General features: G+C 38.1%; 21 protein-coding genes and 1 riboswitch. Of the genes, 9 read left to right on the forward strand and 12 right to left on the reverse strand.

The genetic code is table 11. From position 1 onward, the window contains the following. Positions 1 to 38 precede the first annotated feature (38 nt). Positions 39 to 2735, reverse strand: a complete 2697-nt coding sequence (locus AC04QZ_RS10225) for a M14 family metallopeptidase (RefSeq protein ID WP_478357687.1) — start codon at positions 2733 to 2735, stop codon at positions 39 to 41. 126 nt (positions 2736 to 2861) lie between these two features. Continuing rightward, positions 2862 to 3068: riboswitch (cobalamin riboswitch) on the forward strand. Between the two features lie 195 nt (positions 3069 to 3263). Here AC04QZ_RS10225 and metE point away from each other — a divergent pair. From metE to AC04QZ_RS10240, 3 genes are all read left to right on the forward strand, one after another. Next, positions 3264 to 5597 (forward strand): 5-methyltetrahydropteroyltriglutamate--homocysteine S-methyltransferase, encoded by a 2334-nt coding sequence (gene metE / locus AC04QZ_RS10230; RefSeq protein ID WP_478357688.1) that lies wholly within the window; start codon positions 3264 to 3266, stop codon positions 5595 to 5597. Positions 5598 to 5722: 125 nt separating this feature from the next. Continuing rightward, positions 5723 to 6109 (forward strand): acyl-CoA thioesterase, encoded by a 387-nt coding sequence (locus tag AC04QZ_RS10235; protein WP_025141655.1) that lies wholly within the window; start codon positions 5723 to 5725, stop codon positions 6107 to 6109. A 53-nt stretch (positions 6110 to 6162) separates the two neighbouring features. Continuing rightward, positions 6163 to 6828 carry a class I SAM-dependent methyltransferase gene (locus AC04QZ_RS10240; protein WP_478357689.1) on the forward strand — a complete coding sequence of 222 codons (666 nt, stop codon included), beginning with the start codon at positions 6163 to 6165 and terminating at the stop codon, positions 6826 to 6828. Positions 6829 to 6946: 118 nt separating this feature from the next. Here AC04QZ_RS10240 and AC04QZ_RS10245 read toward each other — a convergent pair whose 3' ends face one another. Genes AC04QZ_RS10245 through AC04QZ_RS10255 form a run of 3 tightly spaced genes read right to left on the reverse strand, consistent with a single transcriptional unit; the run spans position 6947 to position 8913 of the window. Next, the gene (locus AC04QZ_RS10245; RefSeq protein ID WP_478357690.1) at positions 6947 to 7756 is read right to left on the reverse strand and encodes a phosphatidate cytidylyltransferase; all 810 of its coding nucleotides are present in this window, start codon (positions 7754 to 7756) and stop codon (positions 6947 to 6949) included. Between the two features lie 43 nt (positions 7757 to 7799). Further along, positions 7800 to 8006 (reverse strand): putative signal transducing protein, encoded by a 207-nt coding sequence (locus AC04QZ_RS10250; protein WP_316845330.1) that lies wholly within the window; start codon positions 8004 to 8006, stop codon positions 7800 to 7802. Beyond that, positions 7987 to 8913, reverse strand: a complete 927-nt coding sequence (locus AC04QZ_RS10255) for a lysostaphin resistance A-like protein (protein ID WP_478357691.1) — start codon at positions 8911 to 8913, stop codon at positions 7987 to 7989. The genes AC04QZ_RS10250 and AC04QZ_RS10255 overlap by 20 nt, the downstream gene beginning before the upstream one ends. Before the next feature lie 43 nt (positions 8914 to 8956). On the opposite strand from AC04QZ_RS10255, the gene dusB reads away from it, so the two are divergent. Both dusB and apaG read left to right on the forward strand, forming a co-directional pair. After that, positions 8957 to 9964 carry a tRNA dihydrouridine synthase DusB gene (gene dusB, locus AC04QZ_RS10260; RefSeq protein WP_086548465.1) on the forward strand — a complete coding sequence of 336 codons (1008 nt, stop codon included), beginning with the start codon at positions 8957 to 8959 and terminating at the stop codon, positions 9962 to 9964. Positions 9965 to 10000: 36 nt separating this feature from the next. Beyond that, positions 10001 to 10387, forward strand: a complete 387-nt coding sequence (gene apaG, locus AC04QZ_RS10265; protein ID WP_029274928.1) for a Co2+/Mg2+ efflux protein ApaG — start codon at positions 10001 to 10003, stop codon at positions 10385 to 10387. 495 nt (positions 10388 to 10882) lie between these two features. Here apaG and AC04QZ_RS10270 read toward each other — a convergent pair whose 3' ends face one another. Continuing rightward, positions 10883 to 11578, reverse strand: a complete 696-nt coding sequence (locus tag AC04QZ_RS10270; protein ID WP_057930995.1) for a zinc metallopeptidase — start codon at positions 11576 to 11578, stop codon at positions 10883 to 10885. 83 nt (positions 11579 to 11661) lie between these two features. Here AC04QZ_RS10270 and AC04QZ_RS10275 point away from each other — a divergent pair, with 83 nt between their 5' ends. Further along, positions 11662 to 12798: an NAD(P)/FAD-dependent oxidoreductase gene (locus tag AC04QZ_RS10275; RefSeq protein ID WP_478357692.1), complete on the forward strand. Its 1137-nt coding sequence runs from the start codon at positions 11662 to 11664 to the stop codon at positions 12796 to 12798. A gap of 45 nt (positions 12799 to 12843) precedes the next feature. Here AC04QZ_RS10275 and AC04QZ_RS10280 read toward each other — a convergent pair whose 3' ends face one another. From AC04QZ_RS10280 to purU, 3 genes are all read right to left on the reverse strand, one after another. Continuing rightward, positions 12844 to 13653, reverse strand: coding sequence for a hypothetical protein (locus tag AC04QZ_RS10280; protein ID WP_478357693.1), 810 nt, complete (start codon positions 13651 to 13653; stop codon positions 12844 to 12846). Positions 13654 to 13798: 145 nt separating this feature from the next. Beyond that, positions 13799 to 14617 (reverse strand): hypothetical protein, encoded by an 819-nt coding sequence (locus AC04QZ_RS10285; RefSeq protein WP_478357694.1) that lies wholly within the window; start codon positions 14615 to 14617, stop codon positions 13799 to 13801. A 75-nt stretch (positions 14618 to 14692) separates the two neighbouring features. After that, positions 14693 to 15532 (reverse strand): formyltetrahydrofolate deformylase, encoded by an 840-nt coding sequence (gene purU, locus AC04QZ_RS10290; RefSeq protein WP_478357695.1) that lies wholly within the window; start codon positions 15530 to 15532, stop codon positions 14693 to 14695. Positions 15533 to 15650: 118 nt separating this feature from the next. Here purU and AC04QZ_RS10295 point away from each other — a divergent pair, with 118 nt between their 5' ends. After that, positions 15651 to 17027 carry a DNA recombination protein RmuC gene (locus AC04QZ_RS10295; protein ID WP_478357696.1) on the forward strand — a complete coding sequence of 459 codons (1377 nt, stop codon included), beginning with the start codon at positions 15651 to 15653 and terminating at the stop codon, positions 17025 to 17027. 282 nt (positions 17028 to 17309) lie between these two features. On the opposite strand, the gene thiL is transcribed toward AC04QZ_RS10295, so the two are convergent. The 3 genes from thiL to nadA all read right to left on the reverse strand — a co-directional run bounded on the left by thiL (position 17310) and on the right by nadA (position 20721). Beyond that, entirely contained in the window at positions 17310 to 18350 is a 1041-nt protein-coding gene (gene thiL, locus AC04QZ_RS10300; RefSeq protein ID WP_086548472.1) for a thiamine-phosphate kinase, read from the reverse strand. Positions 18351 to 18442: 92 nt separating this feature from the next. Further along, the gene (locus AC04QZ_RS10305) at positions 18443 to 19669 is read right to left on the reverse strand and encodes a dicarboxylate/amino acid:cation symporter (RefSeq protein ID WP_478357697.1); all 1227 of its coding nucleotides are present in this window, start codon (positions 19667 to 19669) and stop codon (positions 18443 to 18445) included. Between the two features lie 53 nt (positions 19670 to 19722). Next, positions 19723 to 20721: a quinolinate synthase NadA gene (gene nadA, locus AC04QZ_RS10310; protein ID WP_138819280.1), complete on the reverse strand. Its 999-nt coding sequence runs from the start codon at positions 20719 to 20721 to the stop codon at positions 19723 to 19725. A gap of 450 nt (positions 20722 to 21171) precedes the next feature. Here nadA and nadB point away from each other — a divergent pair, with 450 nt between their 5' ends. Together nadB and AC04QZ_RS10320 are read left to right on the forward strand one after the other, a co-directional pair. Further along, entirely contained in the window at positions 21172 to 22758 is a 1587-nt protein-coding gene (nadB, locus tag AC04QZ_RS10315; RefSeq protein WP_478357698.1) for an L-aspartate oxidase, read from the forward strand. Positions 22759 to 22858: 100 nt separating this feature from the next. Next, positions 22859 to 23371 (forward strand): gamma carbonic anhydrase family protein, encoded by a 513-nt coding sequence (locus AC04QZ_RS10320; RefSeq protein ID WP_478357699.1) that lies wholly within the window; start codon positions 22859 to 22861, stop codon positions 23369 to 23371. Positions 23372 to 23484: 113 nt separating this feature from the next. Here AC04QZ_RS10320 and AC04QZ_RS10325 read toward each other — a convergent pair whose 3' ends face one another. Next, the gene (locus tag AC04QZ_RS10325; protein WP_478357700.1) at positions 23485 to 25131 is read right to left on the reverse strand and encodes an Ig-like domain-containing protein; all 1647 of its coding nucleotides are present in this window, start codon (positions 25129 to 25131) and stop codon (positions 23485 to 23487) included. Positions 25132 to 25134 lie beyond the last annotated feature (3 nt).

Consider the following 25134-nt stretch of genomic DNA (forward strand, 5'->3'; position numbering starts at 1 on the left):
ATCGTTCAGGATAGCGGCTCTCATTTACAAATACTTTATTACTTGTATAACTGGTTAAATATCAGTTTAAATGTACCATGCGTTTGTGCCCTAAAAGCAATTTCTGGTCCGAAAGCAAGCAATTTACCCTTACCAACCTTAGCTTCAAAAGCAGTTACCCCGTCCTGCAGGTAAGCCTGACCCCAGGCCCAGCCGCTGCGTAATGGTGTTGCATTTTCGAACCACATTAAAGGTTTAATCTTTCCGGCTACAATAGCATCGCCGGTGAGTTTAAAAACAGGGCTATTGTCGAAATATACATCTGCTTCTTTTTCCATGCCCCAATTGGTTGGCAAAGTAGTATCAACACCAACGTTTAAAACACTTCCCGGAACATAATATTTTTCAGAAGGTAACCGCTTTTCCTCTCCATTTACAATTTCGACCATTGCATTTCGAACAGGGAGGTTTAAATGATAGGCTAAATTGGTACTACTACCAATGGTTACAATATTCCCACCGGCTTCTAAAAATTTCTTTAATTCAGGGATCGATTTATCTGCCGTAATCCTACCCAAACGATTTCTAAACTCCTGAGGGATTTCTTCTGCTTTTGGTCCGAAAGATCTGTTTCCAAACCCTCCGCCCTGAACAGCAGGTATTGCTCCACCCACAAAAACAATTACATCGTATTTAGATTTTAAATTGCCCGCATCAATATCCTGTGGATAAATTACTGTTGCGTTATAATGGTATTGCTCCATTAAAAAGCGCACCCAACCCGAAGCCATAGAACCTCCATAGGTGTCCCAAAGGGCAATTCTTCCAGCAGAAATTTTAATTTTATCTTTTGGTACAGCTGCGCTTTTTAATTTGATATTCGCTTTTTCCAATATGGATTTCCCTGCCGATGAAACATAAAAATCGCCATTCTCCGTCGAACGATACACCTCAACTTTGTTTTTCAATAAGTCGTTTACTGCAGTATAAGAATCGTTTTGCGCCGCACTCAATACGTAACCCGATCCATTTGGCAATTTATGCTCAAATTTCAATAAAGCACCATAAGGATTTCTCTCAAACGGCCCTGAAAAATCGTTGAGAATCCGATCGAACTTCACATCCATTAAATAGGCCAGGGTCCATCCTGCGGCATCATATGGCGGAATTGGTGCACCTCCCTCGTATTTAAAATCGTTCGGGTGATCCTGAGGCTCGAACATATCCAAAACATGTGGACGAAACGCCTGATCGGTTTTAACCACGTAACTTCCGGCAGGATAATTTTTGCCGGCAACAGTAAACGAAGCCGTCGCTTTTTGAACTACAATACCTGTCCTGATCAAAGCATTTAAAAACTTAACAGCAGAATTAAAGTCCGGCTGATCTGCCGATAAAATATATCCGCGTGGATCTCTGTTTAAAGGAGCTTTCATCACGGTATCAAACGCTTTCATACTAATTTGTCGTCTTGCACCAAAATCGGCATCTCCTCCAGCAACTGAAGCACCTTTTTCGCCTTTGGCAGCATTATTAATGGCCTCTATTTTTTTTGGAGAAAAAGACCAGGTATCTTTCTTACCCCGCTCAATAGAATTTCTGCCCATCTGGTAAATATTAAACAACAATTCATCGCGGTAACGTTGTGCATAATTTAAAACGGCATAATTTAACGATACCGAATAATCGATCGAGTTTTTAAAGTACCATTTCCTTGGGGTAATTGGGTTTGGTGAATCGCCGTTCGGCAATAACCTCGAAGGAACTAGCGGAATTTCAGCGGGTGTAGGGTTCCCGATAATTTCAGTTAACAGCCCAATCATGTTATGAAAATAGGTGGTGGTTCTTAAACCACCATTGTACCAGGTAGAATAAACAGATCCCCCTCGCTGGGTATAACCAGGTTTGTTTTCTACATTCATCCTATTGTGCATGGCCGCACCAACGGCATCTAAACTGGTTAGCAGGGTTGGGTCGAAAACATAATTAAACGGGTCGCGGTAGGGTGGACCTGCCACAACGGTTCCAGCCGGACCAGCCTGATGGTGGTTATACATAATCTGCGGGATCCATTCAACAAAAAGCTGACGTCCAATATTCTGCGTTTCTTTAAGGTTGAGCATAAAGAAATCGCGATTGTTGTCGTGCCCTGCATATTTTTCATACAAAACGGGCAAGCCTGAGGTTGTTCTTTTCTTGGGATCTTTCTCTCGCATATACCAATTGCTCACCAGTTCTTGCCCATCAGGATTGGCATGGGTAAACAAGATGATTACATTATCCAAAATACGAAGGGTTTCAGGATCCTTTCTGGAGGCAAACTCATAAGCGGTTTCGATTAGCTGATGTGCACCCACTACCTCGTTTGCATGCAAGCCACCATCTATCCACACTACCGCTTTGCCTTCCTGGGCTAATGCTTTTGCCTGCTCAGGTGTAATTTCGGCATGTGCCAGTTGTTGCGAAATTTCCTTATAACGGTCTAATTTCTTCAGGTTTTCCGGTGAAGAAACAATCAGCATATACTGGCTTCTGCCTTCTTCGGTTTTACCGATATCAACCAGTTTAATGCGGTCAGAACTTGCCGCGAGTTTCTTAAAGTAAGCTTCGGTTTGGGTATAATTGGCCAGTTGGTAATCGTCGCCGATATCAAAACCAAAATGCGACTTTGGCGTTGGTACTTCCTGTGCCAGCACCGCACAGCTATTTACCATTAAAAAAGCAATACAAAGCCTTTTAAAGTAGATTTTTATCATAATAAGGGTTTAGTTAGGTACTCAAATATAATAGAGAATAAGCTCCAAAAACGGCTTGCTGTAAATTTGTTACAAGTTTTAAATCCTAATCCATACATTTGCCCTGATGTAAGTTCTTAACTTTATTTTTCATCAACCGATACAGGTTCCCGGAATTACACCCGGGATTAATAGGGAATCGTGTGCAAATCACGAGCTGTCGCGCAACTGTAAATTCTGTCTTTATCTAAAAGACAACGGTCTTATCATTCATGCCACTGTGCCGTTTATCGGTATGGGAAGGCGATAAGATCGGGAATAAGCCAGGAGACCTGCCTATATTGAATTGACGGTGCTTTCGCGTTATAAAGTAATTGGTCAGGTCTGATTGTACACCATAAAATTAAAATTTTATAGGCTTGCTTTAAGCTTTTGGCTATTGAGTAGGCAGGCTGTGCCATAACCTTTCCTTTTAATTTTTAATATAAAGTATTACAAAATATTGCTTGAGGGCTTTTAAACGATTTATTTACTTAATCTTTAAAAGAGATGCTAACGCAAAATCTGGGCTATCCGCGAATAGGTAGCCAAAGGGAATTAAAGAAAATCTGCGAAAATTACTGGGCAGATAAAACTGGGTACAAAAATGTACTTCAGGTGGGAAAAAACATTCGCCACGAAAACTGGAACCTTCAAAAAGAAGCTGGAATTGATGTTATTCCTTCGAACGACTTTTCTTTTTATGATCATGTGCTCGATCATTCTTTAACTTTTGGGGCCATCCCAAAAAGGTACAACGAAGTAATCCTGAAAAAAGGAAATTCTGAGCTTGATCTTTATTTTGCCATGGCCAGGGGTTATCAAAAGGAGGGATTGGATGTAGTAGCCATGGAAATGACCAAGTGGTTCGATACCAATTATCATTACATTGTTCCTGAATTTTATAAAGACCAGCCTTTTAAACTTTTCTCTACTAAAGTGATCGATGAGTTTTATGAGGCGAAACAATTGGGCATTACGACCAAGCCTGTTTTAATCGGTCCGGTTTCTTACCTTTTACTGGGGAAAGAAAAAGAAGCTGGTTTCGAAAAAATCGACCTGATCAAAAATCTCCTTCCGGTTTATATTGAGATTTTATCCCGCCTGGATGCTTTGGATGTAGAATATGTTCAGTTTGATGAGCCCTTTTTGACTTTAGACCTTAGCGAGAAAGACAAAAAAGCTTACGAATATGTTTATAAAGAGATCAGAAAGACTTTCCCAAGGCTAAAAATTGTTTTGGCTACTTATTTCGAAGGTTTGGGCAATAATTTAGCCCTAACAACTTCATTACCGGTAAATGGTTTACATATCGATCTGGTACGTGCTGAAGATCAATTATCGGCTGTTTTGGCTTCATTAAAAGAAGAGACCATCCTTTCATTAGGTTTGGTAGACGGAAGAAATATCTGGAAAAACGATTTCGAAAAATCCGTTTCAATCATTAATCAAGTGGTAGAAAAAAGAGGATTAGATAAAGTTTGGATCGCTCCATCTTGTTCACTAATCCACTCACCGGTTGATTTAGACAATGAAACCAATGAGCAAAATCTTTCAGCAGAAATTAAACAATGGCTGGCTTATTCGAAACAAAAAATTTCGGAGCTAGCGACCTTAAAAAAGCTAATCACCAACGAAAGCCCTGCATCTACCCTGCAAAAAATGGAGGAAAACAAAATTGCCATTGCTAACCGCAAAGTTTCTAAAATCATCCATAACCCTGAAGTAAAAGAACGTGTTCTGGGTTTAAAAGCACAGGATGCCGAACGATTGAGCCCGTTTTCAAGCAGAAAAATAAAGCAACAGGAACTTAATCTTCCCATTTATGCCACTACCACCATCGGATCGTTTCCGCAAACAGCAGAAGTAAGAAGCTGGAGGGCTAAGCTTAAAAACGGAACTTTTACCGTGGAAGAATATGATGATCTGATCGCCAAAGAAACTGCTAAAGCCGTAAACTGGCAGGAAGAAATCGATCTGGACGTGTTGGTTCATGGCGAATTTGAACGTAACGACATGGTGGAGTATTTCGGCGAGCAGCTGGATGGCTTTGCTTTCTCTAAAAATGGCTGGGTACAGAGTTATGGCTCACGCTGTGTAAAACCACCGATCATTTTTGGTGATGTTTCGCGCCCGAAACCCATGACCGTAAAGTGGACAGCCTATGCACAATCGCTTACCTCGAAATACATGAAAGGGATGTTAACTGGTCCGGTAACGATTTTACAATGGTCGTTCGTCCGTAACGATCAACCAAAATCCGAAACCTGCACGCAGATTGCCCTGGCCATCCGTGATGAGGTTTGCGACCTGGAAAATGCAGGGATAAAGATCATTCAGATTGACGAGCCCGCCATTAGAGAGGGTTTACCATTACGCAAAGCCGATTGGCAAAACTATTTGAATTGGGCAGTTAAAGCCTTTAAAATTTCGGCCAGTGGCGTGAAAGACGATACACAGATCCACACGCATATGTGTTATTCGGAGTTTAACGATATCATCCAAAACATTGCCGATATGGATGCAGATGTAATCACCATTGAAACTTCACGGTCGCAGATGGAATTATTAGACGCTTTTGCCGATTTTAAATATCCAAATGAAATTGGCCCGGGTGTATACGATATCCACTCTCCAAGGGTTCCGAAGCGGGAAGAAATGGTTCAGTTGCTCAAAAAAGCAAAGGCTGTTATTCCTTCCGAACAACTCTGGGTAAACCCTGATTGTGGTTTAAAAACCCGTGGTTGGGACGAAACCAAAAAGGCTTTAATAGAAATGGTCGAGGCCGCCAAAGAGATGCGTAAAGCCGAAGAGGTTTTGGCTGCAGCTCTTCAGGCGAATTAACCCTGCTTATTTTTGCTACGGAAACACGGATTTTTCTATTCCTGTTATCCAAAGCCAAGCTTTACTTTGACAACTTTCTAATAAAGAAAGTTGTCAAAGCTTTTTACAGCACCTATATTTAACCCATGACCCTAGAAGAAAGAATAGAAAATTCTAAAACCAGCATTTTTAAAGCCGTTTTCCCCAACACAACCAATCATTATGATACCCTTTTCGGAGGCACCGCCATGCATTTAATGGATGAGGTTGCTTTTATTACCGCAACCCGCTTTAGCCGTCAGATTATGGTTACCGTAAGCAGCGACCGGATAGATTTTAAAAAACCAATCCCGGCAGGCACTATTGTAGAGCTTATCGGTAAGGTAAACCATGTGGGAAATACCAGTTTAAAGGTTAATGTAGAAATTTATATCGAGCAGATGTATGCTGAAGGAAGAGAGTTGGCCGTACATGGCGATTTTACTTTTGTGGCCATTGATGAAAATAAAAAGCCGGTTCAGGTAATTAAATAAGCTTTGGCCAAAAAGATGTAAAAATCATACCGCCGGAATCTTTAAATTTGATTATGGAACAGCAACTTTCTGAGGAAGACTTAAAAAATATTGCCAGGCAACTGGCTTGTCCCGAAGGCGAACACGGCATTAAAACAGGCGAAATGATGCATGCCAATAATATCGGTATGACTACTGCTGCGATTGATTCACTTGATCTTCAAAACAATGAAACTGTTTTAGAAATCGGTCATGGCAACGGCGGACACATCGCTCAATTATTATCAAAAGCCGAAAACCTCCATTATTTTGGTGCCGATATTTCTCCAACCATTATTGCTGAAGCCGGAAAAATCAATCAGGATTTCATAACAAAAGGAAAGGTTCACTTTCAGCTAACAGATGGCATTACATTGCCTTTTGATGATGATCGGTTCGATAAAATTTTTACGGTTAATACAATATACTTCTGGACAAATCCCAGCGAATACCTTAACGAAATTAAGCGAATATTAAAACCTAAGGGCACTTTTTCTATAGGTTTTGCTGATAAAACTTTCATGCAAAACCTCCCTTTTACCCCTTATGGATTTACACTTTATGAGGTAGAAACCGTAAAAAAATTATTAGAAAAAGCAGGTCTTACCATTAAAAATACCCTTAAAAAATTAGAGCAGCTACAAAGTAAAACCGGCGAACAGCTGGAAAGGGAATATTACGTGATAACGGCTACTGCATAAGAAAAAATCATAGGCCTAATTTAGTGAAATAGCGATTGTATCGCTAATAGCATAAACACATTACAAATGTAGATCTCATTCATCCCCGTTGCAAATGAGGGCGATAATAAGTTCAATTTTAATACAAAATCAGGTACAGATAAGCATAAACTACTGGAGCTGCCAGTAACAAGCCATCAAAACGATCTAACAAACCACCGTGGCCAGGTAACAAACCACCACTATCTTTCGTATCCAGACTGCGTTTAAGCATCGATTCTACTAAATCGCCCAGTGTACCAAAGCAGGCAATCAATACAGCCATACCAATCCAAACCCAGGCAGGACTTTCGGTAAATAGAAATGATAAACCAAAAGCAACCAAAACACTGGTAAACATGCCTCCGAAAAAACCTTCCCAGCTTTTCTTCGGCGAGTGTCGCTCGAACAATTTGCGTTTACCATATTTTACGCCGAAAAGATATGCGCCTGTGTCATTAGCCCAAAGCATCAGTAAAAATGCCAGTGGAAGATGAAAATTATATTCGCTCCAGTTTTTTAAAAAACCCAGCGCATGAAAAAAACAGAAAGGAATGGTTACATAAACAAAGCCCACAAAAGTGTAGGAGATATTGGCGAATGGAATTTTGTTCTTTTTATATAACTCCTTAATAAAAACCGAGAAAATTAGCGGGATACAAAGCAAAAGGTATTTCACATCGTATTTGAGGTAGTGTAAACCTGCAGCCATTAAAAATATTAATGAGCTAGCCGCCAAACCAATATTGCGGTGTGGCCTGATTCCAGCGTTTTTAATCAGCTTATAAAACTCAAACAAAGCCAAAACACTTAAAACAAGATAAAAAATAGTAAAAGTATAACTCCCCAGTAAGATGGAGCCAAGCATTACAATGGTAAAAAAGAAAGCGGTTATTGCCCTGGTTTTCATTTAAGGTAAGAGGTAAAGGGTGTAAGGTTTAAGGTCATTATTACTACTCAATTTCGTTTTCAACGATGTATTCTATGGCTTTATCGAAATCTACCTTATTCACCAAAACATTTATTTCGCCAATATTATAGGCCGAGAGCTGTTTATTCATCGTTACTGCCGGAATCCCGGCTTCTGTTAATCCCTGTTTTAATACCTCGGCCGCAAAGGCATCGCTGGTGGTATATACTTTAACCCAATTTTCGCTCACGTGTTGCGCTATCTTTAAAAAATTTAAACAAAGCTATGGTAATTATTGCACTAATTAAATAGCCATACCATGGAAAACCGATTGGTTCATCTGCTTTATCGAGTGGCATATGGTGTTTCTGCATATAAAAAGCCGCACAAACCGCATAAGCATTGTTTATAAAGTGCGCCAGCATGGCATACCAGATGCTTCCGCTAAAATAATACAGGTAACCAAATCCTGCACCCAATAACATCCGTGGTACAAAACCATAAAACTGCACATGGATGGCGCTAAAAATAATGGCTGATAACCAGATAGCCACATGGGGATTCTCAAAAGCCCTGTTTAACGATCGTTGTACACCTCCACGAAACATCAGTTCTTCGCCAACCGCAGGTATAACGGCAATCATAATGAGGTTTACGATAAAATCGAAATTACTGCGTACGGTGATCAATTGAATGGTCATTTTCATTGCAATAGCCTCCTTTTCCTTCATCCACTGTTCTATCTTATGCAAAAAATCAGGCAAAACCATTTTCTGGTTCCAGATCACCGTCCACTCCATAAATGGCATACTCAGGATCATAATAGCGAGAACCAGCACAACCAATAAGAATTTTGGTTGCCTGAAAAGATAAAATTCGGTTACTTTTTTCCGCTCTGTTAAAGCCAGGGCGATTGGAGGTAATATAAATGTTCCGATGGAACTTAATATTTGTATCACTTTAAAACCACCAATATACTTAGGATTACCAGCTAAAAGCATGTCTAGATTACTTACTATTCCTAAGCCATACATCATTAAAACGATGGCAATAGCCAGAATCCCAAACACAAGCCCGCCTATAACTGCGTAAAATAAAAGTAAAAGTAATTGTAAGAAAGGATTGATTTCCTCCTTGTTAGGTGTTACAAAATTCATTATTTGTACCTTTGTATGTTTTATTAATCGTTGAAGATAGAAAATGTCTGTTAAGATAGGAAATATAGATTTAGGTGAGTTCCCGTTATTGCTGGCTCCAATGGAGGATGTAAGCGATCCGCCATTCCGTTATGTATGCAAAAAAAACGGAGCTGATATGATGTATACCGAATTTATTTCTTCGGAGGGTTTGATCCGTGATGCTGCAAAAAGCATACAAAAGCTTGATATTTTCGAGTACGAAAGACCCATTGGTATCCAGATTTTTGGTGGCGATATCGATCACATGAGAGAAGCATCAGAAATTGCCTCTGCTGCAGGACCCGATCTCGTAGACATCAATTATGGCTGTCCCGTTAAAAATGTAGTATGTAAAGGCGCAGGTTCCAGCCTGTTACAGGATATTGATAAAATGGTAAAAATGACCGAAGCCGTAGTTAAAGCTTCACATTTACCTGTTACGGTTAAAACCCGCCTGGGTTGGGACGATAACACCAAAAACGTTTACGAAGTGGCCGAGCGCCTTCAGGATGTGGGCATTCAGGCTCTTACCATTCATGGCAGAACAAGGGCTCAGTTATATAAAGGCGAGGCCGACTGGTCGCTTATCCGTGAGATTAAACGCAATCCACGCATCAAAATCCCCATTTTTGGTAATGGCGATGTGGATAGTCCTGAAAAAGCGGCCAACTGGCGCATGGAATACGAGATCGATGGCATTATGATTGGTCGTGCTGCAATTGGTTATCCATGGATTTTCCGAGAGGTAAAACACTTTTTTAAAACAGGCGAGCACCTTGCCGGACCAACTATTGAAGAACGTATTGAAGTTTGCCGTACACACTTAGATAAATCGCTGGAATGGAAAGGTCCTAAAACCGGAATTTTCGAAATGCGCCGCCATTATGCCAACTATTTTAAAGGCCTGCCAGATTTTAAACCTTACCGTATGCGTTTGGTGGCCGAGCCAGATATCAACAACATTTACAGTATTTTAGAAGAAGTGGCAGAAAAATTTGCCGACTACGATGCCACTAAAGTACTGGCTTGATTTTTGAAAGGTTTTTTTATACATTCGTAAATCATCATGGTTACAGCTATCACAGACGGGGTTAAAGTTTCAGTTGAAACAGTTTACCAGCCAGAATATTCAAATCCGGCCAACGAGCATTATATGTTCGCTTATCGCGTAGAAATTTCTAATCTTTCTGATTATGCTGTGCAATTGATGCGCCGACAGTGGTTTATTTTCGATTCGAACAGTAGCCGAAGAGAGGTAGAAGGTGAGGGTGTGGTTGGTTTACAACCCATTATCCAGCCTGGCGAAACGCATGTATATGTTTCTGGCTGTAATCTGAAAACCGATATGGGCAGCATGAAAGGTGCCTATTTAATGAAACGCGACATTGACGGATCTGAATTCGAAGTTGATATTCCAGAGTTTCAGTTAATCGCGCCTTATAAACTGAATTAATTCTTAGAAAAATCGTCATTTCGACTGAAGTGAAGCGAAATGGAGAAATCTCTGAAGCAAATTAAGTCTACAGGTGCCTCAACAATGCTGTAAACAGCAACCAATCTCTTTTATCTATTCTTTAGAAAAGCAGTTGCAGCATTCCGTTTTAGAGTTAGTCCTGCTTTTTGTTTCAAGTCCTCGCTGCGCTGTGGGCTTTTCACGTCAATCAGGTTTAAAAAGCAGTGACACTGCAATTATTAAAGGTTAACTCATCATGCAGGTAAAATCCTTTTTCTGCACCTTGCAACCCCAAATAGCACAACGAACTTACCCACCTAAACCCGATAGGAGCGAACACGAAGTAAAGCGGATAGCGGGACTGCATCAAACCGAAAAGCTTCCAAACCCGCTTTCCAAAAAAGAGAAAATAATGATTCTATTTTCCAAACCGATACAAACCAAAAACGGCCAGGATTAACCCGGCCGCTCTGTGCTTTTCATAATTAAATATCTCTAATCTCTGCTTCTTCCAAAAAGCATTGATGCGTAATACAATAAATTGGCTAATGCACCTACAGCTGCTACAACATAAGTCATGGCTGCCCACCAAAGTGCATCTTTGGCCTGTGCATTTTCTTCTTGTGTTTGCATTACACCGTTATTGTTTTTTAGCCAGGCCAATGCACGGTTACTGGCATCAAATTCGACTGGCAGGGTAATGATACTAAAGATAGTTACCAGTGCCAAACCGACTACACCAATTGCCAAAACAATTGGATTTCCGGTAAAACCGATCAGCAATACACCAATTAATAATACCCATTGTAAAAGATTAGATGATATACTTACCACCGGAACCATACTGCTTCTTAACTGTAACCAGTTATACGATTTCGCCTGTTGTACGGCATGTCCACATTCGTGGGCGGCTACAGCCGCGGCAGCAACGCTTCGGCTATAATATACATCTGTACTTAAATTAACGGTTTTATCTGATGGATTGTAATGATCTGTTAATTGTCCTTCGGTACTCATCACCTTCACGTCGTATATCCCATTATCATGTAACATTCTTTCTGCTACCTCTTTGCCCGATAAACCAGAGCTAAGTTGCATTTCTGCATATTTAGAAAATTTATTTCTAAATCGCCATTGTACAAACATGCTCAGCAATAATACCGGGATGATTAATATTAAATAAACTCCCATTTTCTTCTGTATGTTTTTCGCTTAGCATATATCAAAAAGCGTTCCCATATTATTTGAGTGTTAAAAAATGCTACATTTATACTATGCCAACAGCGTTTTCATATTGGGAAAAGGAGTCGTTTTTTACTTACGATATCATCATTATCGGCAGCGGAATTGTGGGATTAAATGCGGCCATCCAACTTAAAAAAACAGCGCCGACTTTAAAAATAGCCATACTGGAAAGGGGCTTTTTACCAAGTGGTGCCAGCACCAAAAATGCGGGTTTTGCATGCTTCGGTAGCATTTCTGAACTGATTGAGCAAGAAGAAAGTGCTGGCTTGGATGGCCTCGCATTACTTATAGAAAAACGCTGGAAAGGCCTGCTTAAACTGCGGAGTTTGTTGGGTGATAAAACCATTGATTACCAATGTTTAGGCGGCTATGAATTATTTAAAAAGGATGACATTTTTTTGGCCGACACATGTGTATCCAAAATTGAACATTTTAATCGTCTCATTAACGATGTTATTGGCGAAGATGCTTTTGGCCTTGCCAATAAGAAAATTAGTGCCTTTGGTTTTGAAGGCATCAGCACTTTAATCGAAAACCAATACGAAGCACAGATTGATAGTGGTAAAATGATGTTTGCCTTGATTCAATACGCACAAAAACTCGGTGTTAGCCTGTTTAATAACTGTACGGTAGAAGAAGTTCATTCCGAAATATCCGGTTCGCGACTAATAACCAAAAATGGACCCTTTTTTTGTAAGCAACTGGTGGTCACCACAAATGCATTTATAAAAGATTTATTACCTGATATTGATATTTATCCGGGCCGTGGCCAGGTTTTAATTACCAAACCCATTAAAGCGTTAAAAATAGCAGGTACCTTCCATTACGATAGCGGTTATTACTATTTCAGAAACATAAATAATAGGATTTTATTAGGTGGTGGACGAAATATTGATTTTAAAGCCGAAGAAACAACCGAGTTTGGTCAAACTGAACAGGTTCAGCTGGCACTGGAAGATTTATTGAAAAATGTAATCCTCCCTAAAGTTAATTATGAAATCGATTATCGCTGGAGTGGTATTATGGCCTTTGGAAAAATTCTGGAACCACTCATAAAAGAGGTTAAGCCCAATATCTTTTGTGCTACGCGCTGCAACGGAATGGGCATAGCCATTGGTTCGCAAACAGGAGAAGATGTGGCCAGGCTTCTCCTGAATACATGGTAAGCTATAATTAAAATCTGCATCATCTGCCATTAAGCAGCTGAATAATTACTTTTTAAGCATGGCCTGCATTTTTTCCATTTTACCTAAATAGTTATTATCCTTAACGATCCACCTTTTTACCTCGTTGCTCCAAATATTAAACTTTTTCGCATCAGCCATGATGTAATACTGGTAAGCAATATTATAAGCCATATCGGCTTTAGCCGTTTCATCATCGCAATTCCTTATCGCATCGATGTAGGTAAGCTGCGCCTCCCTCATTTTTTTGGCCTGTGTGAGCCAAAAAATTTCCTGTTTATAGCTATCGGTATAATTGCCGTTAAAGGCTTTTATTTTACGCGTTTTTTGGGGACTTGAGACCGTTTCAGTAACAAAATCTCCACCATCAAAATAAAAGTGAGTATAGGTACCACTTGCTAAATTCTCGAACTTATCTGCTAATTTATACCTCTTCCATTTTTTGTAGGTTTGTGCCAGTTTACCATAACGGTCTCTACTATTATTTTTACCTATATATTCCAGCTCGCCTGGCGATTCCTCTACTTTAAGCTCAGCAAGTCTTTTAGCAGGAATAATTGAAACTTTCATCTCAGTTGGTTCAATTCTACTCTTTACTTCATCGGTATGTTTTGGCAGATAAACATCATTTTCGATGGTAAACGTCCCTTTCTGTTTAAAGCTAAGTCCTGCAGAATTATCCAGGTAAACATAACCAAATGTGTAGGGGGCACCATCATCGAGCGATATGGCGATCCATTTGTTTTCGCAATCGATTAGCAGTTTGTTGAACTTTAGCCCATTCTGGGCTTTGGCGCCGACGGCGCATAGCAATAGCAGGATGAATAAATATTTCATTTTTCAAGTCATTTGTGTGTACTTAAATATAGAAATTTATTTACATACAAAACAGCTTGTGAAGCCGATGGAAAATGCGGAGGGTATTGCATTTTGATCGCAAACAGGAGATGATGTAGCCACCTTCTCCTGAATAAATGGTAAGCTATAATTTACCCTCCATCATTTTTATTTTATCTCTATAAATATCCTGAGGTATAATCCATCTGTTTATTTCTTTACACCAAAAATCGAATTTTTCTCTGTTTGCATTTTTATAATACTGGTACATGATATTGTATGCCATATCTGCTTTAAATGCTTCATCACTACAATATATTAATGCGTGCAAATAGGTCTGTTCGGCATCTTCCATTTTATTTGCCTGTGTAAACATAAAAATATCCTTCTTATAGGCTTCTGCTTTTTTTGCATAATTGCCAAAGTTAGCCGTGGTTATTTCAAATGTTTTACGGATTTTTTTATTTTTATCAATTGGATCTTGTTCTATATAACTTGGAGCACCACGTTCTGTTTCTGATAACGCCAATACATATTTGGAAGCCACATTGTACTCTTTCCAACTGTTATATATTTGAATAAATTTGATGTAACGGTAATTCGTATTGCTATTTCCAGCATAGTTTTTATACTTAGTGGGAAATTCTTCAACGGCCAATTCTTTTAATCTTTCAGCTGGAATAATAGCTACTTTAACTTCGGTTGGCTGAATCCTACTTCTCTGATTATCCACTGTTTTAGGCTTGTATATACCACTATCAATTGTGAATGATCCATAGCAATCAAAGGTAAGTCCTGCCGAATAATCCAGATATACAAAACCGTAGGCATAAGTGCTTTCACTATCAAGAGACATAGCGATCCACTTATTTTCACACTCCAGTAAACGTTTGTCGAATGTTAACCCATTCTGGGCTTTGGCGCCGATGGCGCATAGCAATAGTAGGATGAATAAATATTTCATTATCAAGTTATTTGTGTGTACTTAAATATAGAAATTTATTTATACCAATTCAAAAATTGCAATAACGCCAAGCGCTTACTTAAACACAATCGTCTTGTTCCCACTCACAAAAACGCGGTCTTCAAAAATAAGTTCCAGGGCTTCTAACAATACTTTTTTCTCTATTTCTTTGCCTGCACGAACCATTTCTTTCACCCCAAAATTATGATCTACATGATTGGTATGTTGGGTAATAATCGGTCCTTCGTCCAGGTTATCGGTAACAAAATGGGCAGTAGCACCAATAATTTTTACACCACGTTCAAAAGCCTGACGGTAGGGATTGGCACCTATAAAAGCGGGCAAAAACGAATGATGGATATTGATGATTTTACCTGCATAATCTTTTACAAAATCAGCGGATAGAATTCGCATAAATTTGGCCAGCACCAAATAATCTACCCCGAACCGGTTGATAATTTCTTTTACTTCAGCTTCAAATGCACTTTTATCTTTATTCGTATGATCGACGTAAAAATAGGGAATACCCAATTTTTCAGTAAAATCCCTCAGGCTTTCATAATTACCAATTACACACCTAACATTGGCCCCTAAAGTTTTAAACTGATTTTTAATCAGTATCTCGGCTAAACAATGGTACTCTTTAGTGACCAAAACAGCAATCTGTTTTTCCTGCTGGGTAATTAAATTTACCTCGGCAGCATTGGGCAAGTTTTCTAAAAGTTTTTCTCTTAATTTATCTGCATTCTCTAAATTTCCGGTACAGGCAATACGGGTAAAAAAAGATTTATTGGCTTCATCTACAAACTCGCGCATTGCAATAATATTCAATTGATGTGCAGCCAGCACGCGGGTAATATTTGTAACTAAACCAACTTGATCGGGGCAGGATATGAGGACTGTTAATGCATTCATTTATAATATACTAATGTTCAATTATAGAAATTTTTTTTCGTTATACCCCTTTTACTATAACTAAAAATTTTTGGTATATCTATTTTAAATATTCATTTTTGCTAAAATTTTTATCATTATGGAGATCGCCGGTATTGCTTTACTAATCGTTATTTTAATTGTTTTGGTACTTTTATTCTTAAAGAAACCACAGGCTGCGATTTCTATTATCTCGGTAGAAGATTTCGAAAGAATAAAAAGTGAAAATGAATCGTTAAAAATTAGTTTAGCCAAAGCCGACGAGCGTGTTTCTAATTTATCGGTTGAAAAAGAACACATTACGATTTTGCTTAAGCAGGAGCAGCAGCGATTGATTGATGAATTACAGGCTGAACGCGATCGGCTTGCAGATGCCAACCGTGAACTCGAAAGCACCCGATCTTTCTATGTCGCCGAAAAAGAAAAACTTGCCGAACAAAAGCTAAGTTATGAGCAGTCGCAAGAAAAACTGAACAAAGACTTTGAATTAATTGCCAATAAAATCCTGGAGGAAAAATCGAGCAAATTTATTGAGCAGAACCGTACCAATCTGGATATTATTTTAAATCCTTTGAAAGAAAACATTAAAGCTTTTGAAGATAAGGTAGAAAAGGTGTACAAAGCCGAATCTGATGAAAGAAATACTTTAAAAGGTGTAATCTCTTTATTAATGGACCAAAGCAAACAGATCCAGGAAGATGCCAATAATTTAACCAAAGCATTAAAAGGAGATAGCAAAAAACAAGGCAACTGGGGAGAGGTAATTTTAGAAAAAGTTTTAGAACGCTCCGGTTTAGTGCGCGATCAGGAATACCGCATTCAAGCCTCGCATGTATCCGCCGAAGGCGGTCGCTACCAGCCCGACGTGGTGATAGATCTTCCAGACAACAAACATCTTGTAGTTGATGCTAAGGTATCGCTGGTTGCTTATGAGCGTTCTGTATCTGCAGAGACGGATGAAGAGCGTGATGGCTTTATAAAAGCCCATTTAGCCTCAATCAAGAATCACATATTAGAGCTCTCTTCTAAAAATTACCAGGATTTATATAAGATCAATTCTCCGGATTTTGTTTTGCTGTTTGTTCCGATCGAATCTTCTTTCAGTATTGCCGTACAAAAAGATGCCGAACTATTCAATTTCGCATGGGATAGAAGGGTAGTAATCGTGAGTCCATCAACCTTATTAGCCACCTTGCGTACCATTGCCAGCATGTGGAAACAGGAACGCCAAAACCGGAATGTAATGGAAATTGCCCGTTTAAGCGGCAGCATGTACGATAAATTTGTAGGCTTTGTTGCTGACATGGAAAACATTGGTAAACACATCAAAAATGGACAGGATGCCTATGATAAAGCCATTAATAAATTATCAGTCGGCGCCGGAAATTTAACAAATACTTCTGAAAAGATTAAAAAACTTGGGGCAAAAACCACCAAACAGATTGATACAAAATATCTGGATGCCAATGAGGATTAGTTTTTAAAGCGGTTTTTAAAATTTTGAGGCGAAGCCCCCCGATTTTTAGAAAAGTGATTACTTAAAAAGTGATTACAAAAACTTGTAAAGTTAGTGATTTTTTGTGAGACACTGTAAACGATTTTTTTTAAAATTTTCTCTTTTTCAGTGAATACTTTAGTCTTTTTTGAATTCAAAGAAAAAAACCGTCATTGCGAGGAAGAATGACGAAGCAATCTTTTTAGTGATAAAGATTGCTTCGTCGGCTAAAAAGGCCTTCTCGCAATGACGAATATATAATATTTACTTATTAAAAGCATTCCATCCCTGGGCTTTCAACTCATGTACTTTTTCTGATTTTGAAACCATTTTACAGCCCGAATTTTTATCGGTAACATGGCCAATCACGGTGATGTCTACATCATGTTTCAGTTTTTTATAATCTTCCTGACTGATGGTAAACAATAACTCATAATCTTCGCCACCACTTAAAGCACAAACTGTCGGGTCTAAACCTAACTCGCGGGCGGTTTCATAAGTCATTGGGTCTAAAGGGATTTTCTCTTCATAAATGGTTATTCCTTTATCTGATTGTTCTGCCAAATGCAAAATTTCGGAAGCTAAACCATCCGAAACATCAATCATCGAAGTGGGTTTTATATTCATTTCATCTAAAAGTGCAACGATATCCATCCTTGCTTCTGGTTTCAATTGTCTTTCGATGATGTAATCTTTACCTTCTAAATCTGGCTGGATTTGTGGATTTTCCAGATAGATTAATTTCTCTCTTTCTAAAATTTGCAAGCCTAAATAAGCACCGCCCAAATCGCCAGAAACACACAATAAATCATGTTCCTGAGCACCATTTCTGTACACTACTTTATCGGCATCGGCATAACCAATACTGGTAATACTAATTACTAAACCTTGCTTGCTTGATGAAGTATCTCCACCAATTAAATCGATGTTGTATTTGTTGCAGGCCAGTTCAATTCCTTTGTAAATTTCTTCAACTGCTTCTAAGGGAAATTTACTCGACAAACCCAGCGAAACTGTAATCTGACTTGCTTTTCCGTTCATGGCATAAATATCACTCAAATTTACCTGAACAGCCTTGTAACCCAAGTGCATTAAAGGCACATAAGCCAAATCAAAGTGGATTCCTTCCAGCAATAAATCAGTCGAAATTAAGGTTTGCTTTCCTTTAGCATCTAAAACAGCAGCATCGTCGCCAACCCCTTTTACCGAATAATCGTTTTTAATTTTAAAATTAGTAGTCAGGTGTTTAATTAACCCAAACTCACCTAATTCATTAATATCTGTACGCTCTTTATTCTCAAACATAAATTATATTACAATTATCGTCACGCTGAACTTGTTTCAGAGCCTTACTAATAAGATGCTGAACTAAATTCAGCATGACGGATTTATCTATTTTATTTACTCTCCATCCAATTTTTACCTTCGGTAAACCTGGCAATTAACATCGCAGCCACATTATCACCCGTAGCGTTTAATAAAGTCGCCATCGGATCAACCAATGTTCCAATAATCATAGCCGGTGGTAAAGCTTCGGGTGGTAATTGGTAAGCCGAAATCATTAATAATTCGCCAATATAGCCCCCATTTGGTATTCCGCCCTCAACAATACTAACTAAAACGGTGATGCCCAAGGCCAAAATAATGGTATCAACATGAACTAAATCCTTACCAAAAATGGCAAAAACAACCGCGATTTTAACAATAGAACTGATACTCGAACCATCCTTATGCAAGGTTGAACCTAAGGGAATCGTTACATTGGTAATGTAATCGGGCACGCCCATTTTTCGGGCACCATCTAAATTCGCCGGAATCGTGGCAATACTGCTACAGGTTCCGATAGAAGTTAAAGACGGGACAATATTATTTTTCCAAAATACTTTTATCGCTTTAAACCCACCTGCTACAAAAGCATATAAGGTGAAAAAGACGATAAAATAAAATGCGCCTACTCCGTAATATAAACCTAAAGCTTTAGCATAAGTTCCAAAAAGCTGTGGCCCAAAAACCCCAACCTGATAGGCAAAATAAGCACCCAAACCAATTGGTCCCAGTTTCATAATTAAAATGATGAGTTTTTTCATCACTTCATTGCCCGAAACCAGGAAGTTTTTAAAGCCATCGCCCTCTTTCCCGGAATACAGTGTAGAAAAACCCACTAATACTGAAAAAATAATCAGCGCCAGCATATTTTTTCTACTTCCAATCTCAAAAAATTCACCTACGGTTAAAAGTTGGGTCATTTGTTCCCCAAACGACTGTATTTTTTCTGGTTCAGTTGGTAAAGGCGTATTTCCCAATTGTTGGTGAATTGGAAAAATCCATGTGGCAACCAGTGTTAAAACCGCAGAAATGAGTATGGTAGAAAGAAAAACCAAAACCATAATGGTTAATAATCTTCCTAATTTCTTTGTCCGATCTATATTGGCAATTGCCGACGAAACTGCAAAAAATACCAATGGAATAACGGCAGTAAACAACAGGTTTAAAAATATATCACCTAATGGTTTTATACTCTCTACACTTTTCCCGAAAATTAAACCCACAATACTTCCAACAGTTATACCTGCCAAAAGCCATAATAAGCCTGAATAATTTTTAAGGATGTTGTTTTTTTCCATAAATATTTCAATAAACCTTACAGGTTTTTGAAACCTGTAAGGTTTGGTAATTTTTACAAACCCAATTCTGCCGAAATATCCAGCATTCTTTGAATCGGTTTACGTGCCTGCTCGATAATATGCTCAGGTACAGTAACTTCTGGCAAACCATTTTTAATACATAAATATAGTTTTTCTAAAGTATTTCTTTTCATGTAAGGGCAATCGTTACAGGCACAGCTGTTATTTGGCGGTGCCGGAATAAATGTTTTTGTTGGATTTGCCTTTTCCATCTGGTGGATAATTCCACTTTCGGTAGCTACAATGAATTCTGTTGCCGGATTGGTAATGGTATATTTTAAAAGTCCGGTTGTTGAACCAATATAATCAGCCATTTTCAAAACCACTTCTTCACATTCCGGGTGGGCAATAAACTTAGCATTCGGATGGCGTTCTTTCAGCTTGGTAATTTTCTCCTGTGAAAAAATTTCGTGTACCATACAGGCACCATTCCACAATACCAGATCGCGACCAGTTTTCTTGGCCACGTAAGCACCTAAATTCCGGTCGGGGCCGAATATTATTTTTTGATCTTTAGGTAAACTCTCTACAATTTGAACCGCATTGGTACTGGTACAAACAATATCACTTAAAGCTTTTAATTCGGCCGTGCAGTTTACATAAGTGATCACCAGGTGATCTGGATATTTTTCTTTAAACTTTCTAAACAAATGCGGCGGACAACTATCTGCTAATGAGCATCCTGCTTTTACATCTGGTAATAAAACCGTTTTATTCGGTGATAAAATCTTTGCTGTTTCGGCCATAAAATGCACACCTGCAAACACAATTACATCAGCATCCGTTTTTGCAGCTTCCTGAGATAAGCCTAAACTATCGCCAATATAATCTGCAATATCCTGAATGTCAGGTTCTTGGTAATAATGTGCAAGAATGATGGCATTCTTTTCCTTTTTTAATTTCTCAATCTCCGCAAAAAGATCGAGTGTAGGATCAATTTCTTCTTCTGCGAAACCTTTTTTGTTGATTTCTTCTAAGACATCTATGTTCATTTTAAAATTTTCCTTTTTTGAATTTTGACGTTGGCCAAAGATAAAGCTTTCAACGTCTCAATAATTAATAAGTATTTTTAAATAAATAAATCTTGTTTGTTTATTAGTGTGTTAGTATTGTTGACAAGTTTCAAAAAAAAGTTCTTTTATATAAGTTGTTAATCGTTTACTAACATTTAGATTACATTTCTATAATATCATGAGTTTGATTTTCAGCACTATCGAAAAGTCGCTTAATTTTTATCAATACCCGAATGTTAATTGTTTATAAGTGGGTAAAAAGTTAATTACTTGTACAAAGGTGCTCAAAAATTACTTAAAAGATTGTGGCAAATTGTCTTTTTAGAGTAGCTTTAAACATTCAAATTTATTTGTTAGGATAATTTAGACACAGAGTTAACATTTATCAACTAGTTGTTAACATCGTGGATAAAGTAAATGTTTTTATTAATGAGAAAAGTAGATTTTCTGGTAATTGGTTCAGGTATAGCGGGTTTGAGTTTCGCGCTTAAAGCGGCAAAGTTTGGTAAGGTTTTAATTGTTACTAAATCGAACGAAGACGAATCGAATACAAAATACGCTCAGGGCGGTGTTGCAGTTGTGGTAGATAAAGGTGATTCTTTTGAGAAACATATTGATGATACCTTGATTGCCGGCGATGGATTATGTGATGAAAAAATTGTGGAAATCGTTGTAAAAGAGGGGCCTCAGCGTATTCAGGAGATCATTGATTATGGTATAAACTTCGATAAAGATAACGCTGGTTTCTATGATTTAGCTAAGGAGGGAGGACACTCTGAACACCGTGTTTTACACTATAAAGATATCACCGGATACGAGATTGAACGGGTGTTGCTAAATGAAATTCATGAGAATAACAACATAGAGATATTAACACATTACTTCGCACTGGAGTTAATTACCCAGCATCACCTGGGTGAGTTTGTGGATAAACGTACCGAAGATATTAACTGTTATGGCATATATGCCTTTAACACAGAGCTTAACGATGTGGAAAAGATTGTGGCAAATGTGACTGTGATGGCTTCGGGTGGTGCCGGACATGTGTATTCGGCGACAACAAATCCGGTTATTGCAACAGGTGATGGGATGGCAATGGTTTATCGCGCTAAAGGAAAAGTGAGAAATATGGAGTTTATTCAGTTCCATCCAACAGCCTTATACCATCCCGGTGAGTATCCATCCTTCTTAATTTCGGAAGCAGTTAGGGGTTTTGGTGGCGTTTTAAGGCGTAAAAATGGTGAAGAGTTTATGCATGAATATGATGAGCGTAAATCGTTAGCACCACGTGATATTGTAGCCCGTGCGGTAGATAATGAAATGAAGAAATCGGGTGATGACTTTGTTTACCTGGATATTACCATGCGTAAGAAAGCAGATATTCTGAAACACTTTCCTAATATATATGCCAAGTGTTTATCAATAGGGATAGATATGACGAAAGATTATATCCCGGTTACACCTGCTTCTCATTATATGTGTGGTGGCATTCTGGTTGACGAATATGGCCGTTCTTCGATCAAAAATTTATATGCCTGTGGAGAATGTTCTTCAACTGGTTTACATGGTGCTAATCGTTTGGCATCCAATTCTTTACTGGAAGCTACCGTTTTTGCACACCGTATTTATCAGGATGCGATAGAAAACTTTAAAAATAATATCATCCCCGAGAACATTCCTGAATGGGATTCGAAAGGTGTTACGCAAAGCAATGAAGATGTATTGGTAACACATAACCTTAGGGAGCTACAAAAAATAATGGGCGATTATGTAGGTATTGTACGTTCTGATTTTCGTTTAGAGCGGGCACATCGCCGCTTGTTTTTAATCTATCAGGAAACAGAAGAATTTTATAAAAAGAATAAGGTTTCGGTTAAACTTTGCGAATTGCGTAATGTAATTCAAACCGCTTATCTGGTGATTAAATCTGCAATGCAACGGAAAGAGAGCAGGGGACTACATTATACTACTGATTATCCTGAGCATGCAAAAGAATTAGTAGATACCGTTTTTTAATGTAGAATCGTCATGCTGAATTTAGTTCAGCATCTAAATATCACATATATAATACTTAAAAAGACCCTGAAATAAATTCAGGGTGACGTAAAATAATGTTATGCCTTTAATACTACCCGTAAAAGATAAATACCCTGAAATAGGAAAAGATAATTTTATTGCTGAAAACGCCACCATTGTTGGTGATGTAATAATCGGTGATAAATGTTCAGTGTGGTTTAATGCCGTGATTAGAGGCGATGTAAATGCCATTACAATCGGAAATGAATCGAACATACAAGACGGTGCTGTAATTCATGCTACCTATTTAAAAGCATCTACACACATCGGTAACCGGGTATCTGTAGGGCATAATGCAATAGTACATGGTTGTACCGTCCAGGATAATGTTTTAATCGGTATGGGTGCAATTGTAATGGATCATGCGGTGATAGAGGAGTATTGTATCATTGCAGCGGGATCTGTGGTACTAGAGAATACTGTTTGCGAAACAGGTTATTTATACGCGGGTACACCAGCTAAAAAAATAAAGCCCATTACTGAGGAGCAAAGGGCTTTATTGAATAAATTGCCTGATAATTATATTATGTATTCGGGTTGGTTTACTAGTTAAATTACTCATTTCGACTAAGTCAAATTATTAAGAGTCGTCACCCTGAATTCATTTCAGGGTCTATCATGCTAGAAAGATGCTGAAATAAATTCAGCATGACGATATCTATAATTTTAATCACTTTTAGGTGGTGCAGGTATCGCCAATGGATCTTCGCGTTCCCAATTCGGTTTTAAATCCATTAAAGCTTTTAAATACCAGACTTTTTCGGGCTGATATCCTTCCTTAACATTTCCGGTATCCCAGATTCCGTTTTTATTTTCATCATAAATTACCCTGAGCATATATTTGCCGGCAGGATATTTAGAAAAAGTAACTTTCGAATTTTTGCTTACCGGAAAAGATTTTATAATGTCTTTTTTTTCATTTAAAAACTGAACAACATACCTTTTCGAAGTATCCGGAACAGTTACATTTAATACCAGGGTGGTATAAGCATCCGCGCTTTCTAATGAAAAACGTTTGGTTACATCTTTGTTTTTAGCGTTAAATATAGCTGTAAAGGCACCTGCAGCTAATTTTAAATCATAAGTTCTTTTATTTTTCCAGGGGTATTTGATGTAATATTTAAGAAAATCTACACTGTCTTTTACCACCTCAAAAGTTGTTCGTTTTACAGAATCTTCTAAAAGCGTGATCTTAGATGGATCTGCAGCAGTCATCGGAAAAGGAAAGGTTAGGGTTAACTGCTGGAAAGGATTTAATTTACCACCTAATAAATTATCTGAGATCGCTACATCGCGTGTATAAGTGTCTTTTTTACCCCTGGTAAAGTTTAAAGTCTGTAAAACCTTACCCTGATCTTGTATGGCAACTTTAACCGAATCGAAACTTAAATCCTTTAGCCAGATTTTGGCAGTATCATTATTTTTTGAAAAATGGACAAACTTACCTACATCTACAGCTGGCGGGTCTGTAATGGTTATTTTAGGACTTTTAAGCTGCTGATTTAAACTGATTGATATACTTCCATCATTATTTAATTTTCGGTCTAATACGCGGAATTCTGGTGCTAACTCTTTAAATATCTGCAGATCTATATTCTCAATATTTTTATCTATTACAATGGGTTCCTTTATAAATCCAACTTCATCTGAAAGCTGCTGGTATATTTTATCGCCTCCTCCGCTACTTTCTTTAACCGCATATACTTTATAAGTGCCTTTCCTTAAGTTATTCAATTTGTACGTTCCGGCACTGTCAGTGGTGGTATAAATTGAAGGACGTTTTTTCCCGAAAATGGTATCTCTTTCCAAAGGCAAAATAAATACGGTAACTTCTTTCTCGGGTTCATCGGTTAACGAATTAATTACTTTACCACTTAATGATAGCGAATCTATTTCGGGTCCGGTAGAAAAAACATAGGATAAATTTTTAACAACATTTCCTTCGTTCACATCGGCAACAGATTTTCCGAAGTTTAACGTATAAGTTGTATTTTTTTCTAAAGTATCTTTAAGATTAATTTCTAATCTCTTTTGTCTCTTTTTTAATTCCGGAAGTTTTTCCTGATCGGGCGAAATAGAAAATTCTTTAAACTCATCCTTAAGATTAAAATATTCATCAAACTCGATTACTATTTTTTTAGCATTAAAATTTCTGGTTTGATTTTTTGGAGTCATGCTTAAAACTTTTGGTGGCTTGGTATCTTTTGGTCCGCCCTGAGGCGTTTGGATACTTGCACAACCAAAAAATAGGAGCATGGTTACCACAACCGCTAAATTTTTAAGGTTAAAATACTGAGCTTTTAAATTTGGCATATT

The organism is Pedobacter folensis, from assembly GCF_056490665.1.